This window comes from Chitinophaga niabensis (assembly GCF_039545795.1).
Lineage (GTDB): Bacteria > Bacteroidota > Bacteroidia > Chitinophagales > Chitinophagaceae > Chitinophaga > Chitinophaga niabensis_B.
In genome coordinates this window covers 34,233-50,089 of sequence record NZ_CP154260.1, presented here as the reverse complement: position 1 = coordinate 50,089, position 15,857 = coordinate 34,233, and the positions used below count along the sequence as shown (strand labels likewise).

The 15,857-nt window shown below is 45.5% G+C and carries 11 protein-coding genes; 5 read left to right on the top strand and 6 right to left on the bottom strand.

The window, feature by feature from the left end; all coding sequences use genetic code 11:
• The first annotated feature begins 7 nt into the window (after positions 1-7).
• Both ftsA and ftsZ read left to right on the top strand, forming a co-directional pair.
• Positions 8-1,423, top strand: coding sequence for a cell division protein FtsA (ftsA, locus tag AAHN97_RS00210; protein ID WP_343305574.1), 1,416 nt, complete (start codon positions 8-10; stop codon positions 1,421-1,423).
• 108 nt (positions 1,424-1,531) lie between these two features.
• Positions 1,532-3,304 (top strand): cell division protein FtsZ, encoded by a 1,773-nt coding sequence (gene ftsZ / locus AAHN97_RS00205; protein ID WP_343305573.1) that lies wholly within the window; start codon positions 1,532-1,534, stop codon positions 3,302-3,304.
• Positions 3,305-3,387: 83 nt separating this feature from the next.
• On the opposite strand, the gene AAHN97_RS00200 is transcribed toward ftsZ, so the two are convergent.
• From AAHN97_RS00200 to AAHN97_RS00190, 3 genes are all read right to left on the bottom strand, one after another.
• Positions 3,388-5,109, bottom strand: a complete 1,722-nt coding sequence (locus AAHN97_RS00200) for a DUF4091 domain-containing protein (RefSeq protein ID WP_343305572.1) — start codon at positions 5,107-5,109, stop codon at positions 3,388-3,390.
• Positions 5,110-5,165: 56 nt separating this feature from the next.
• Positions 5,166-7,133 carry a KUP/HAK/KT family potassium transporter gene (locus tag AAHN97_RS00195; protein WP_343305571.1) on the bottom strand — a complete coding sequence of 656 codons (1,968 nt, stop codon included), beginning with the start codon at positions 7,131-7,133 and terminating at the stop codon, positions 5,166-5,168.
• A 141-nt stretch (positions 7,134-7,274) separates the two neighbouring features.
• A complete protein-coding gene (locus tag AAHN97_RS00190) occupies positions 7,275-8,639 on the bottom strand; it encodes an OmpA family protein (RefSeq protein ID WP_343305570.1) in 1,365 nt (454 codons plus the stop codon).
• A 427-nt stretch (positions 8,640-9,066) separates the two neighbouring features.
• Between AAHN97_RS00190 and AAHN97_RS00185 the strand changes: the two genes are divergently transcribed.
• The 3 genes from AAHN97_RS00185 (at position 9,067) to AAHN97_RS00175 (ending at position 12,337) form a co-directional block, all read left to right on the top strand.
• The gene (locus AAHN97_RS00185) at positions 9,067-10,032 is read left to right on the top strand and encodes a polyprenyl synthetase family protein (RefSeq protein WP_343305569.1); all 966 of its coding nucleotides are present in this window, start codon (positions 9,067-9,069) and stop codon (positions 10,030-10,032) included.
• A gap of 134 nt (positions 10,033-10,166) precedes the next feature.
• Positions 10,167-11,870, top strand: coding sequence for a single-stranded-DNA-specific exonuclease RecJ (gene recJ, locus AAHN97_RS00180; RefSeq protein WP_343305568.1), 1,704 nt, complete (start codon positions 10,167-10,169; stop codon positions 11,868-11,870).
• Between the two features lie 107 nt (positions 11,871-11,977).
• Complete coding sequence (locus AAHN97_RS00175) at positions 11,978-12,337, top strand: hypothetical protein (RefSeq protein WP_343305567.1); 360 nt, start codon at positions 11,978-11,980, stop codon at positions 12,335-12,337.
• A 24-nt stretch (positions 12,338-12,361) separates the two neighbouring features.
• Here the strand turns inward: AAHN97_RS00175 and AAHN97_RS00170 are convergent, their stop codons facing one another.
• The 3 genes from AAHN97_RS00170 to htpG form a co-directional block, all read right to left on the bottom strand.
• Positions 12,362-13,069 carry a hypothetical protein gene (locus AAHN97_RS00170; protein ID WP_343305566.1) on the bottom strand — a complete coding sequence of 236 codons (708 nt, stop codon included), beginning with the start codon at positions 13,067-13,069 and terminating at the stop codon, positions 12,362-12,364.
• Complete coding sequence (locus AAHN97_RS00165; RefSeq protein ID WP_343305565.1) at positions 13,070-13,885, bottom strand: alpha/beta hydrolase-fold protein; 816 nt, start codon at positions 13,883-13,885, stop codon at positions 13,070-13,072.
• A gap of 133 nt (positions 13,886-14,018) precedes the next feature.
• The gene (gene htpG, locus AAHN97_RS00160; RefSeq protein WP_343305564.1) at positions 14,019-15,842 is read right to left on the bottom strand and encodes a molecular chaperone HtpG; all 1,824 of its coding nucleotides are present in this window, start codon (positions 15,840-15,842) and stop codon (positions 14,019-14,021) included.
• Between the last annotated feature and the right edge of the window lie 15 nt (positions 15,843-15,857).

Below are 15,857 nucleotides of genomic sequence, written 5' to 3'. Positions count from 1 at the left end.
AAGTACCATGAATCAGGAAGCTCCCATCATTGTAGGTCTCGACATTGGCACCACGAAGATAGCAGCCATCGCAGGAAGGAAGAATGAATACGGGAAATTGGAAATCCTCGGATTCGGGAAGGCCCCATCATTTGGTGTTCAGCACGGTATGGTGTTGAATATCGATCAAACTATCAAGGCTATACGTCAGGCCCTGGAAAACTGCTATGCCTCCAACCCTAACCTGGAGATCAATGAGGTATATGTAGGCATTGCCGGCCATCATATAAAAAGCCTTCAGACGCGTGGTGACATTGTACGCAATGACACAGACGCCGAGATCTCTCAGAAAGACATTGACCAATTGATCAATGATCAATATAAAACCGTGATCCCTGCCAGCGATCAGATCATCGATGTGATCCCGCAGCAATATATTGTGGACAGCCTCCAGAATATCACCTACCCCATTGGTATGAGTGGTGTAAAAGTGGGCGCTAACTTCCACATCATCACAGGCGATAAGAACGCGATCCGGAACATCAACCGGAGCGTGGAAAAATCCGGCCTGCGTATCAAAGACCTGGTATTACAGCCGCTGGCATCTGCCGCCGCTGTTATGTGCGATATGGATTTTGAAGCCGGTGTTGCGATCGTAGACATTGGAGGTGGCACAACAGACCTTGCCGTGTTCTATGAAGGTATTCTGAAACACACAGCCGTGATACCATATGGTGGTGAGAACATCACCAACGATATCAAGAACGGTCTGGGCGTTTTAAAAACACAGGCAGAACAAATGAAAGTACAGTTCGGTTACGCCCTTGCGGACGAAGCCAAGAACAATGCATATATCACTATCCCGGGTCTCCGTGGCCAAAGCCCTAAGGAGATCTCTGTAAAGAACCTCGCACACATCATCCAGGCAAGGATGAGCGAGATCCTGGATTTTGTGGTGTATCACCTGAAACAGATCGGAATGGACAATAAGATGCTGAATGGCGGTATCATCCTCACGGGTGGTGGCTCTCAGCTGAAACACCTGATCCAGTTAACGGAATATACTACAGGTGTAAGTGCAAGGATCGGTTATCCGAACGAGCACCTGGCCAGTGGTCATACAGATGAGCTGACCAAGCCCATGTATGCTACCTGCGTTGGTTTGATCCTGAAAGGCTACAATGATTATGAAAATGACAGAAGAGCACTGGAAGAAAATTATGTGAAGATCAACACCAGCTATTTTGCCAAAGAACAGGCCGCACGCAAAGCAGAAGATGAAGAAGGCTGGATGGAAGAAGAAGAGCCGGACACAGTTGAATCACCTACCGCAAGGCAGGATAGGAAGGCAAGAGAACGTAATGCATCTCTCAAAGGATTCCTGGACAGGATGAAAACAAAGATCATCGACATGTTCACCGAAGAAGAGGATGCAAAACTGTAATTACGCTATGGCGTGATTGTTGCAATTAATAATGAATTCAAATAAAACGATCAAAACAGCGCGTAGGAACAGTACATCAAATACTAACCCAAAAAAAGAGAAAGAGTCATGATACATTTTGATCTTCCAAAGGAAAAATCCTCTATCATCAAGGTAATAGGCATTGGTGGCGGAGGTAGCAATGCAGTCAACCACATGTTCAGCCAGAACATTGATGGAGTGAACTTCATTATCTGCAATACCGATGCACAGGCTATTGCAAACAGTCCTGTACCCAATAAGGTACAACTGGGACCACACCTGACGCAGGGTTTAGGAGCAGGCGCCAATCCGAGGATCGGCGAACAGGCTACAGAGGAATCCTTTGAAGAAATCAAAAAGATCCTGGAGGTGAATACCAAAATGGCATTCATTACTGCAGGTATGGGTGGCGGAACCGGAACCGGCGGAGCACCCATCATTGCCAGGATCTGCAAAGAATTGGGGATCCTTACTGTGGGTATTGTTACCACTCCCTTTTCATATGAAGGGAAAAAACGTATGCAGCAGGCAGAAGAAGGTATCAACCGTTTGAAAGAATGTGTGGATACTTTATTGATCATATCCAACGACAAACTCCGTCAGAAGTTCGGTGACCTGAAATTCAAAGCGGCCTTTGAAAAAGCGGATAACGTGTTGGCCACAGCGGCTAAATGTATCACGGATGTGATCAACTCCACCGGTCAGATCAACGTTGACTTTGCGGACGTTTGTACCGTAATGCGCAACGGTGGCGTGGCTATTCTGGGAGCTGCACTGGCAGAAGGAGAAAACCGTGCACAAATAGCGATCGAAGAAGCATTGACTTCTCCGTTGCTGAATGATAATGATATCAAAGGAGCCAAATGGATCCTTATCAATATTTCTTCCGCCGAAGGTGAATTCGAGCACACACTTGATGAAATGGATACGATCCAGGCATATGTACAAAGTATGGCCGGTGAGGATTGCGATGTGATCCTGGGTGTGGGCTATGATCAGACCTTAGACCGCAACCTGGGGGTTACCATCATTGCTACCGGGTTTGAACAAAATCCTATTCAGCAACTGAAAGCTACTGCAAATCAGCAGCAACAGGTGATCAAGGAAGAGCCTAAGATCGTTATGACACTGGGGCAGGAAGGAGATGAAAAGAAGATGCACAACCAGGGCATGCTGTTCTCTGAGGAAGAACCAGAGATCAAAGATGTAATGGCACCAACATTGGTAGTACCTGTAGTATCTCACCCCGCTCCTGCTACTTCATTTGAGCAACCTGCCGTACAACAGCCAAGGGAAACCTACACGCTGAACATTGAACCTGTTGAACCGGTAAATGTACCACAGCCGCAAGCTCAACAGCAGGTGCAACAACAAGTACAACAACCAGTTCAACCGCAGCAGCCAGCAAGTACGCCTGCTTCCGGAGGTTATCTCAACCGCCCTTCCAATATATATGTGGAACCGGTGAATAACAGCACTGAGGACCAACCGGAAATGAAGATGGTGTTTAAGGAAGATGCAGCGCCAGTTGCACCGGAACAACCTGTGCAGCAGCCTGTACAACCTGTTCAGCAGCCACAGCAACTGGTTCCTCAGCAGGAAGAGCCTAACGATGAACAGAAACGCAAGCAACTGGAAAGGGTAGCCAAACTGCGCAGCATTAGTTTCAATGTGAAGAACATGGAAAATAACCAGGAGATAGAAAATGTGCCTGCCTACCTGAGAAGGAATGTAGACCTGGATAATGGCGCCGGCTCTGCTGAGCAGTTCTATTCCAGCTACACAGTGGGCAACGACCAGGATAACAAGGCGGAGATCAATACGATCAATACCTTTTTAGATGGCAAAAAACCAGACTGATCTTTTTGAATATTATAAAGTTTGATTGTTTTTTAGTTGTGTTAAAAAAAATCCTCCGATTCCTCGGAGGATTTTTTTTATTCCTATAATGTATTCAATGTTGTTGTGGCCTTGTTCACCATATCCCCTGCCGTTTTCGCTTTCAGGGCATTGATCTCAAAAGCTTTCAGCACCTTATCTATTTCTGCGCCTTTCCCTTCTGCTCTCAGCACCCGGATCTTCTCATATACCTGGATACCTTCTATCATCCGCTCAAAACGCATGGACGATCTTGGACCAGGATAAACCAGGTAAGTGTCCCCGGCAGCCCAGGTACGGAAACGGGAATCCTGCAGCGGTTCTTTCACCCAGCAATTATATGCCCAGCGCAGATAACCGCTGTAATTCTTTGCCGCAGCATGCCATCCCAACCAGGCAGATTCAGCTAAGGGTGAAAAAGTGAAGGTGTTAGGATAACCTTCTGAACAGCAGGTATAATAAGTACTTGGCCATCCTTTTTCAAAACGCCATTTGCGTTCTTCTTTCGTGAAGTCCTGTCCGGATGCTACACAATAATCAAAGATGTCATTCACCAGCTCTTTATGATAATTACCAGCCAAAGACACTTTGAAATCTTTATCAACACTGCGGATCAGTTTAATGGCATTCTGCATGGCTTCCATCGGGCGTTCGTCCATTGCAATGCAGGTAATGTCAAACCAGCCTTTTGCTTTCAGGTGTTTGGAAAAATCAGCCAGCATCGGGCGCCAGTGATCATCATATTCTTTGGTACCGGGTTTAGCTACAATAAAAGTATCTTTTCCACTGGCTTCATTATAATAATAGAATTTCAGGTTCCAGGGGATCATGCTGTAGCAGGCTACCTGTTTTTTAATGCCGGTCTCCTGCATAAACGCAACCCACTTATCAAATACGGTATAATCAAAATTCCAGGTGCCGTCTTTCTTTTTTGTCCACTTCACCATGTCTCCATAAATATCTTCCGTCTGGCTGTTCCAGGGATCGTAAATAATACTGGTGGTGATCACTTTCTGCCCTGCATTGGCCAACATTTCCATATAGGGTTTCATGGCAGCAAAGTGTTCTTTACTCCACAATTTGGTATTGTGTACCCTTGCAACGGCATAAGGGCTTTGCCAGAGGTCCAGATGAAAAGCCCAATCCCTGGGTTGTGGCAAAGTACGGTTGGATACCACCACTTCATAATTGAGCTTTTGCTCCTGCACTTTCACATAACCTTTATAAACACCTGCAGGCGTTTGAGGGGGAACGGTTACATTTAACCATACAGGCTGTGTGGTATTGGCAGCGATATTAATAGCAGGGATAAAATCGATGCCATCTGCTACCAGGGAAGAGTCAAAAGAACCAGGGGGGCGATGTCCGCATCCACCACCTTCGCTGTTCAGTTCATCCGTCATCACATAACGGACAAAACCCGGTGTAATGGCGCTGGCCGGGATCTTATTTCCATTATTGTCTTTCAGATCAGATTTCCCGATGCTTACAGCGGTGAGTGGTTTCGTGGTGTAGATCACCAATTGCGTATGCACTTTCTCTCCTCTCCAGGCTTTGGCGCTCCAGGAGGATCTGAGAGATGAAGCAAGGGGTGCATAGTTTTTTTCATAACGTACATCCGCACTACCAAAGTGGGCATGTACACCAGGCTGAACTGTACTCCAGCTTATGGGATCAATTGGGCGCGGGTCTGGCAGTTCGCGATAGTCAGATTGAACACCATTCTGGGCAAAGGTTGCACAGGATAGCGACAACAATAAAGCTGTAGCGTAGACGTGTTTTAGCATGATAAGCGTTTTTAGGAATTGCTAAAATAATACACGACACGTTAGCAAGCAACCTATTAATCTTCGTATCTGTAACGTTCCTGCACCCTTCTCAATTGAAGATTGGTAACCGGCGCTACCACCAATGGGAACTTCTCGATGGTTACGTAACTGGAATCCAGTCCAAAACCACGTTCCTCGGAAAGCCCGATCTTTTTAAGCATGAAGTAAATGCGCATGATGATCCGCTCATGCAGGGGAAGGTCATTATCGTGAGAGAGGAATTTTTCCATAACGATGAACTGGAAGTCGCCCACCACATTGTTTTTACTCAGCGATTCGTAGCGGCTGGTGATATTCACTTCCTTATTACGCACCATATCTTCCACCACCATTCTGAACATCAGGTTGATCCTTTGCTCCACCCTGAACCCAAGACGGAATTCCACCCTGATCACTTCATTGGGAATAATGGTTTGCACGGTGTATTCGCTCATATAAGGTTCATCCACTACATCCACATGTACGAACCAGTAGATATCGGCACGTTTGGGTTTCTTATTAAGGATGGAGTAAATGATCTTATGCTCTATTTCTTTCGGGTTATCTGCACTACTCATATATACGAGGTGCGTGGCATATTTAGGGATGGTAGTGTCATTGCTCAGTTCCTGTAAAATAGGCAGGTAATCCTCCAGTTTTACAAATTCCACATACCTGTTCTTGATCTTGCGGGACCGGAACCAGGAATACATGACCAGGAAAAGTGCGCCTCCTACGATCACTGTTACATAACCACCGTGCATGAATTTCACGAGGTTGGCAAAAAGGAAAGAGAACTCAATGGTCAGATATACAACAAGATATAACCCGATCCAAAGCAGCCTTACCCTTCGCGTATACAGGTAGAATGCAAACAGGCAGGAGGTCATCAACATACAAATGGTGATGGACAGGCCATAAGCTGCTTCCATTGCGGAAGATTCCTTAAATATCAAAACGATAGCCACACAACCGGTGAACAACATCAGGTTGATGCCCGGAATGAATAACTGACCGCGTAATTCAGTGGGGTAATTGATCTTCAGCTTTGGCCAGAGGTTCAGGCGCATTGCTTCAGAAATAAGGGTAAACGATCCGGAGATCAGGGCCTGACTGGCAATTACAGATGCAATCGTTGCAATTAACACCCCAAATATCACAAACCATTCCGGCATGATCAGGAAGAAGGGATTTTCTCCATGGAGCGTACCGCCACGCTGGGTTAATAACCAGGCGCCCTGCCCCAGGTAGTTGAGGATCAGGGAAGATTTTACAAATATCCAGGAAACACGGATGTTACCTCGGCCGCAGTGACCAAGATCTGAATAGAGGGCCTCTGCCCCCGTGGTACAGAGGAACACTGCTCCCAGGATAAGGAAGCCGTGCGGATATACTGCCAATAATTCAATAGCGTAGTACGGGTTAAATGCTTTTAATACGGTGAGGTCATCCGCAATATGGGAGATCCCTAATACCGCCAGCATGCCGAACCAGATCACCATGATGGGGCCGAACATTTTACCAATGGACATGGTACCGAACTGCTGCATAAAGAACAGCAGTGTAATGATCACGAGTACGATCTTTACAATTGTCCACTCACCCAGGTCTTTAAATACAGGCAGCGTGCGTAAACCCTCTACAGCTGAAGTGACGGTGATGGGTGGGGTAATAATACCATCCGCTAATAAAGCGGCCCCTCCTATCATTCCAAATATAACCGTCCATTTCCCATGCCGCCTGACCAGTGCATAAAGTGAAAAAATCCCGCCTTCACCTTTGTTATCGGCTTTGAGGGTCAGGATCACATACTTTACTGTTGTTTGAAGTGTGAGGGTCCAGATAATGCAGGAGATACCGCCGATCACCAGCAGGTCGCTGATTTCGTTGGTTCCAACAATTGCTTTGAACACGTAGAGCGGAGAGGTACCGATATCGCCGTAAATGATTCCCAGTGCCACGATCAGACCGGCCAGGGTAGCTTTATTGAAGTCTTTTACCACGCAGAGTACAATATAAAAGATTAAAGGCAGGTCAAATTTAGTAATAAATACGGAGCAATCGCGTATTATCTCCTTACCATAAAAAAAGAGGTTGCTCAATATGAGCAACCTCTTTTAAATATTTACCAGTGTGCAACTGTATTAGTTGGCAGGAGCCAGGTCTACAGTGTTAGCATCACCAGGAGTGTTTTGTTTGATGAAGCGACCGCGATCGATACCTTGTTTTTCAGCCAGGTAGTCGATTACAGCGTCAACACGGCGAGAGCTCAGATCAACACCACCTTTCTTACCTTTAGCACCAGCGTGGCCAGTAACCAGGATGTTGCAGGAAGGATTAGAACGGAGTGTGTTAGCTACGCTACCCAGTACAGCTTCAAAATCGTTAGAGATTTTGGTTGCGCTGCCTTTGAAAGCTACGCTTGGGAAGATCAGGCTAGCGCAGTTAGGCTGAGCTACGATGTTTTTGCAGCACTCAGGATCTGGGCATTTACCTACGCCATCAGCATCAACTGGGAAGCAGTAAGTAGGCGTGATCAGTTGTTTGTCTTTGTAGTCAGGAACACCATCACCATCAGTATCCTTAGCTACACCGTGAGAATCAACGGGAGCACCAGCTGGTGTGTTAGGTTCGCGATCGAATTGATCAGTAACACCATCACCATCAGCATCAGGCAATACCGGAGTAGGCAGCTTCATGCGGCGTGGGCTGTTCAGCTCGTTGTAAGCGAAATCCAGCGGATTAACCCACCATAATGGTTCAACACGTTTGTTGGGGTTACCGAGGTTGAAGTTCAAACGAACGGAAGTGTAAGAGAAGAAATCTTTGCTACCATCGTAAGCACCGGCGGTGTAACCGTCCAGGTAATCATCGAAAGGCAGGGTCAGTTTCTCTTCAACACCAATGTTGAAACGTTTAGAAACTTTGAAAGCGATACCAGTACCTACTTCCAGCGCATGACGCAGGAGTTGGTTATCATCTCTACGACCGATCTGAACGCGGTTACCTTGTGCAGGTGCATTTTGTTCATATTCTTTGTCGTGATAATTTTTCAACGCATCGCGGATATCTTTCTTCTTGCCGCTGAAGTTGATGTTAGCTCCACCAGCACCATAGTTATATCCAGCACCGTTAGCATTCAGCGCGTCAACGTCAACATCTGCCAGCATCAGACCGTAACCAGCCAAAACGTACCAGTTAACTTTAGGTTGAGCTTTGTAGAACAGGATGTTGCTCAGAGAAGCGATGAGGTTCAAAGACAGTTGGTGAGTAGCAGTCCTGTAAGCAGGAACAACTCTACCACCATTCAGGTTAGCAGTTGCGTTGTAAGCACCGCCAACTGTGTTAGGTTTCAATTGATAATCCAGACCGTAGTCGAAAGAACCGGTGTACTCACCTCTGATAGAGAAAGTATGACCGAGGGCTTTTCTCAGGGAGAGACCGCCACCGAAACCGGGAAGAGCAGCAACGTCACCTTTAATAAAGTGGTAACCGCCGTGAACTCCCAATTCCCACATATTTCTCGGCTTGGCCGGATAGTCAGATTGGTTGTTTCTGAAACTGTTGAATTGCGCCATATTCTTCGCTGAAACTTTAGAGGAGTCCAGCGCATCGTATGAGGGCTTAACCTGCGCAAAACCGGGAGATGCTGCCAGAAGAGTCATTGCACCTGCCAGTAGTAAGTACTTTTTGCTTGCCATAATTGTTTTTTTATTTAAAAACTGTTAAAGATTTTACAATTAACGCGTTTTTTACCAAGCAAAGGTAAAAATCCTTAATGAATATACAAATTTTTCTTGCGATTTTATTTGTATTGATAACTCCCTCAAAATTAAGGGCTATTTAAAAGAACACTCGGGTATTATCTACAAATTCGGGGCCAAATTATCAGAATGTGCTATTTTAGGGGTAGCTTAGCGAAGCTTTTTTTAACATATGGAGGAAATTAAACAACTGATTGGGAAGGAATTACAGGATTTCGAAGGAAAGTTTGCAGATGCTGTAAAAAGTGATGTCCCCCTGCTGGACCGGATCATGCATTACATCGTAAAACGCAAGGGAAAGCAGATCCGGCCGATGTTCGTGATCCTTTCCGCCCGGATGTTCAGCGCTGAGATCAATGAAAGTACTTACCGGGCTGCTGCTCTTGTAGAAGTATTACACACCGCCACCCTTGTTCATGATGATGTAGTTGACGATTCCCTCGAACGCAGAGGCTTTTTTTCTGTAAATGCTCTTTGGAAGAATAAGATTGCCGTACTGGTGGGGGACTATCTCCTCACTAAAGGCCTTTTATTGTCCCTTAATAATAATGACTATAAAGCGCTCCAGATCCTGTCCAATGCCGTAAGGGAAATGAGCGAGGGGGAATTGCTCCAGATGGAAAAGACCCGGAAACTGGATATTAAGGAAGAGGTGTATTTTGATATTATCCAGCGAAAAACAGCCTCCCTCCTGGCCTCAGCTTGTGCTGCAGGCGCCTGGAGCACCTCAGCCAGTGAAGAGATCACCCAAAAAATGCGCCTTTTCGGCCAAAAAGTAGGGATTGCCTTCCAGATCAAAGACGACCTTTTCGATTATGGCTCCGCCAACATCGGAAAACCTACCGGAATTGATATCCGGGAAAAGAAAATGACCCTCCCCCTGATCTACACCCTTCAACATGGCTCTGCAGAACAACGCAGACACATCATTAATATAGTAAAGAACCACAATAAGGAAAAAGACAAGGTCAACGAAGTGATCTCCATGGTCAACGAAAGCGGCGGTATAGACTATGCCCGGCAAAAAATGCTGCAATACCGCGATGATGCACTGGCTATTCTGCATGAGTTCCCCGAAAATAATATCCGGGCAGGACTGGAAACACTGGTGAGATTCACCACTGACAGGAAATTTTAAGGTTTTTATCCGTTTTAGCACAAACAATCTTCGATTTAGCGGTCATTGCAGGCGATTATACGCTAATCATCCTTATATTACGGTTATTGAAGACTGATTAGAACAATGGAAGCAATTTCCACAAGTACCAATTCATGCAGAAACGCTGGACAGTAAAGAAATATCAACCAATACCGGAACAACAGCTGCAGGCAGCTTTGCGCATTCATCCCTTACTATGCAGATTACTGGTGCAAAGAGGCATCAAAAAATTTGATGAAGCCAAACATTTTTTCCGTCCAACACTGGAAGATCTCCACGATCCCTGGATCATGAAAGATATGGATAAAGCTATCTCCCGTATAGAAGAAGCTTTTTTCAGACATGAAAAGATCCTCATTTACGGAGATTACGATGTAGATGGTACCACCGCCGTGGCAACTGTTTACAGCTTTCTCGAAACCATTTACTCAAACCTGGAATTTTATATCCCTCACCGCTACCGGGAAGGATATGGTATTTCCATGCAGGGCATTGAATATGCCCGGGATAATGATGTGAGCCTCATCATCGCATTGGACTGTGGGATCAAATCCACAGACCATATTGCACTGGCAAAAAGCTGGGGAATTGATTTCATTATCTGTGATCACCATCTGCCAGATCCTGTTCTGCCAGACGCCGTGGCCATCCTCAATCCCAAACAGCTGGATTGCCCCTACCCTTATAAAGAATTAAGCGGATGCGGTATCGGCTTCAAACTGATCAGCGCACTGGCCCAGAAAAAAGGTATCCCCATGAAAGAGGTATACCAGTATTTGGACCTTGTGGCCACCAGCATCGCAGCAGATATTGTTCCCATGACGGGCGAAAACCGTATACTGGCCTTTCATGGAGTAAAACAGGTAAATGAAACGCCGAGCTCCGGTATCAGGGCTTTGATACAACTCAGCGGACTTAAAGAAAAGCTGACCACTTCCAATCTCGTATTCGTTATTGCTCCCCGCGTAAATGCAGCCGGCAGAATGGACGATGCCCGGAAAGCAGTGAACCTCTTCATCGAAAAGGATTACGAAAAAGCTTATGCCTTCGCCGAAATGCTCCATGCAGATAATTTCGACCGGAAGGAAATTGATATGACCATTACGCAGGAAGCTATCAGCATCATTCAGCAGGATACCCTGCAACATACCCGAAAATCCACGGTATTGTTCCAGCCACACTGGCACAAAGGTGTAGTAGGGATCGTAGCTTCCCGCCTGATCGATAAATATTTTTACCGCCCTACTATTATCCTTACACAAAGTAATGGACAGGTAGCAGGTTCGGCACGTTCAGTGGCAGGATTTAATGTATACGAAGCCATCCACCAATGTAAAGATCTGCTGGAAAATTATGGCGGGCACTTCTATGCAGCTGGCATGACCATGAAGCCGGAAAATGTGGAAGCCTTCCAGGAAAGATTTGAATCCATTGTAGCCGCAACAATAGATCCGGACCTGCTGGTTCCGGAGATAGTGATCGATTCAGAAATAAGCTTTTCGGACATCACACCCTCCTTTTATAATATCATGCGGCAATTTGAGCCCCTGGGGCCGGAAAATCTCAAACCTTTATTCATCGCAAGGAATGTAACAGATACCGGCTATTCCAAGATTGTAAAAGAAGAACACCTGAAGCTGTCTGTCAAACAACGTAACAGCAGTTCCATTTCCGGCATTGGCTTTTTTATGGCTGATAAGTTTGAACTGGTGAGCAGTAAAAAACCATTCGATATTGTTTTCACGCTGGAAGAGAATGAATGGAACGGCAATACCACCCTTCAGTTAAAAGTTATAGATATCAGGGCTTCCGCGTAGAATGATACAATTCTGCGATAGAATGATACGAATCGGCCAGAAGATTCAAAGGCCTGTTGTTATTTTTAGAGAGTTGAACCCACATTAACCCTCTAAAAATTTATCTTATGATCAAACGAATTTCACTGTTAACTGCTGCAATCATTTTTAGCTTTGGCTTTAGCATGAAGGCAACTTCCGGCGTCAAAATTCCTGAACCCGCACCAGCCTTGCATGCACCCGCTTTTGCATGGAATTTCATTTATGCCTTTGGCAATGGTCCTGTATCAGGCTTAAGCTGGTCAGGTAACTACCTGTATATTTCTTCAGGCAACTATACAGTGTATTCCGCAAACGGATATGGATTCCTCACACCATCAACACCGGTTTACTGTAATGCCGTAGATAATGCCAATACCTATGTGCAGGTTGCGCCAACCGGTGGCAGTGGCCCGGTAGTTTCTTACTATGATTTCCAGGAATTCTAGCAGAAGAGTTTCCCTATCGGCGGGTTATTTCTTTTGCCCGCTCAGCCAGGTGAATAAAGCAGGGTCTTTGTAAACCCTGGTCCAGGCATCATGCCCGCCGGTAGGGCTTTCTTTGTAATAGATCTGTGTACTGCCACAGGCTTTAACGGCGTGTACTATCTTTCTTGTTTCATTTACTTTGATGGTAGGATCATCTGTATTGTGAAAGGTCTGGATAGGTAACGCTCTCATGCCACAAGGGTTGATCCGTGAAAGCCCGTAACCCGCAATTGGAACAATCGCCGCAAAACGCTCCGGATGTGCGGATGCCCAGATCCAGGTGCCATACCCTCCCATACTTAAACCTGTCAGGTAAACACGATTGGTATCGATCCGTAAGGAACGTTTTACATCTTCATATAATGAATCCAAGCTGGGCAATTCCCAGGCAGGCGCTGTCAGTTTACATTGCGGTACGATCAGGATAAAAGGAAGATCATGCTGCAGTATTTCCGGCACACCAGCAATCCTGGCCTTGTTCAGATCATCACCCCGCTCCCCTTTTCCATGAAGGAAAAAGAGTACAGGCCAACGCTGCGTACTGCGGCGGCGATATTTATCCGGTAAGTAAACGAGGTATTTTTTGATGGAAACACCAGGACGGGAGATCGTTCTTTCAGAAAGGTCCTGTGCCCGGCCTGAAAAACAAAAGATAATCGTGAATAAAATGGTATAGGTAGTATATCGGATCATTTATTTCTTTTGCTCACTTAACCAGGCAAACAGGGCAGGGTCTTTATATGCTTTGGTCCATGCATCATGGCCTCCTGTTGGGTTCTCTGTATATTTTACCAGGGTGGATCCGCATTTCTTCAATGCATCCACCATGTCCCGTGAGTTGGAAACATTAACGTCACCATCATCCACATTATGGAACACCCAAATAGGCTTGTTCTTTAACACGCAGGCATTAGACGGTGTACCTCCACCACAGATGGGTATTATTGCTGCAAATTTATCAGGACTTCCCTGTGCCCACGTCCATGCACCATATCCACCCATACTAAGGCCTGTAAGATAAATACGGGAAGGGTCCACATTATACTGTTTCAGCACATCCGCATATAACGCATCGAGATTGGCATTGTTCCACCAATCATTACCTGCTTCTGCTTTGCATTGCGGAGATATCAGTATGTAAGGAAAATCTTTGTCCTTAGCTGCAATACCGGCAAGACCTGCATTTTTCACTTTATTGAGGTCTGTTCCTCTTTCTCCCATGCCGTGCAGGAAAATGATCACCGGCCACTTCACCGTGTTTTTCTTCTCATTATAGGAATCAGGGATCTGAAGCACGTAGTCTGTGATCCCTTTGGGATTATTTACTTTCTTAAAACTAACACCAGGTGTCTGTGGAGTAAAGTCGTCTATTACTACCGGTGGAGGATTTCCAGTGCCGCCACCACCCGGCACTACAGGTACAGGATCTGTCTTTTTAGAACAAGCCACCATCATTATCAGGGCAAAACTGATTGCCACCATGTCACTAAGTCTCGTGTTAGCATTCATAAGGTCTGCAAAATAACGGTTTTTAGAATGCGCAATCATTATACCAAAAGAAAAAGCTGGTAACGCCATAAGCGCTACCAGCTTAGCAATTATTATAATCCATGGGGAATTTACATATACAATTCCTTCAGACCTATTCTTTTCCCATCAACTCAACGCTGCGGTTCACAAATGCCGTCAGTTCTGCTCCCTGTAATAAATTCTGGGAAAGCAAAGCCAGATCAGCCAGGTTACGCACCAGCTTTTGTTGCTTTTCTGCATTCCCTTCTCCGAGGATATTCAGATAGATAGGATGATTAGCGTTCACCGTCATAGTGATCTCATCCGGCATACCGGCAAACATACTGGCGGAACCGCCCATCGCTGCCATATCTTTCATTCTGCGCATAAATTCAGAACGGGTTACGATCACCGGTTGGTCCTGTGCACTTAATCCTTTCAATTCCACTTTGATATTAGGCTGCGGAATTTGCTGGCCGAACATCTCTTTCAGTTTGCCTTCCTGTTCTTCACTTAATACGCTGATAGCCTTTGCTTCGTTGTTGATCAGGTTATCTGCAATATCTGCATCCACCCGGTTGAATTGTACATTCTCCCACTTGGTTTCCATCTGGTTGATGAAACCTGCATCCACCATCGTATCCAGCTTCACTACTTTATATCCTTTCGCTTGTGCAGCCTGAATATAACTATCCTGTTGAACAGGGTTTGTAGCATACAGGATCACCAGCTTACCTTCTGTGTTAGTTTGCAGTGCGCCTGTAGCTGTACGGTATTCTTCCAGTGTATAGAAAGTACTGTTATCTACATCTGCCATTACATGGAACTTGCTGGCTTTGTCAGCAAATTTATCTTCCGTCATCATCCCATATTTCACGAACAGGCCGATATGCTCCCATTTTTCTTCAAAGGATTTACGGTCTGTACGGAACATTTCATCCAGCTTATCCGCTACTTTTTTAGTGATGTGCGCATTGATCTTTTTCACATTGGGATCTCCCTGCAAATAACTCCTGCTCACATTCAGCGGAATGTCCGGAGAATCTATAACACCATGCAGCAACATCAGGAATTCAGGAACAATGTTCTTCACTTCATCCGTTACATATACCTGGTTGCTGTACAGGCTGATCTTATCTTTCTGTATCTCGTATGATTTGGTGATCTTGGGGAAGTACAGGATACCGGTAAGATTGAAAGGATAATCCACATTCAGGTGGATCCAGAACAACGGCGGTTCTGCAAAAGGATACAGTTCCTTATAGAAGTTCTGATAATCTTCTGCCGTTAATTCAGCTGGCTTTTTCACCCATGCCGGAGAAGTATTATTGATCTGTGTATCCTGGAAACGGATGGGAACAGGCAGGAAGCGGCAGAATTTTTCCAGGATGGTGCGGATGCGGTTCTCATCCAGGAACTCTTCACTTTCTTCATTGATATGCATCACAATGTCAGTGCCGCGTTCTTCTTTTGTTGTTTCTTCCAGTTCATATTCCGGGCTGCCATCGCATTCCCAGCGAACTGCTTTTGCATCAGGGCGCCAGGATCTGGAATAGATCTCCACCTGGCTGCTCACCATAAAAGAAGAGTAAAAACCAAGGCCGAAGTGGCCAATGATATTCGCTCCGTCTGTCTGTCCTTTATACTTGTTCACAAATTCTTCCGCACCGGAAAAGGCTACCTGGTTAATGTATTTATCTACCTCTTCAGCCGTCATGCCCACACCGCGGTCAGAAATAGTAATGGTCTTTTTTTCTTTGTCCAGCGATACAGTGATGTCTGTATTTCCAATATCACCTTTAAATTCTCCTACGCTGGCTAGTGTTTTAAGTTTCTGCGTGGCATCCACGGCATTACTTACCAGCTCACGTAAAAAGATGTCGTGATCGGAATAAAGGAACTTTTTAATAATGGGGAAAATATTCTCTGTTTGTACACGTATAGCGCCTTTCTGCATAATTGATCAGTTTTT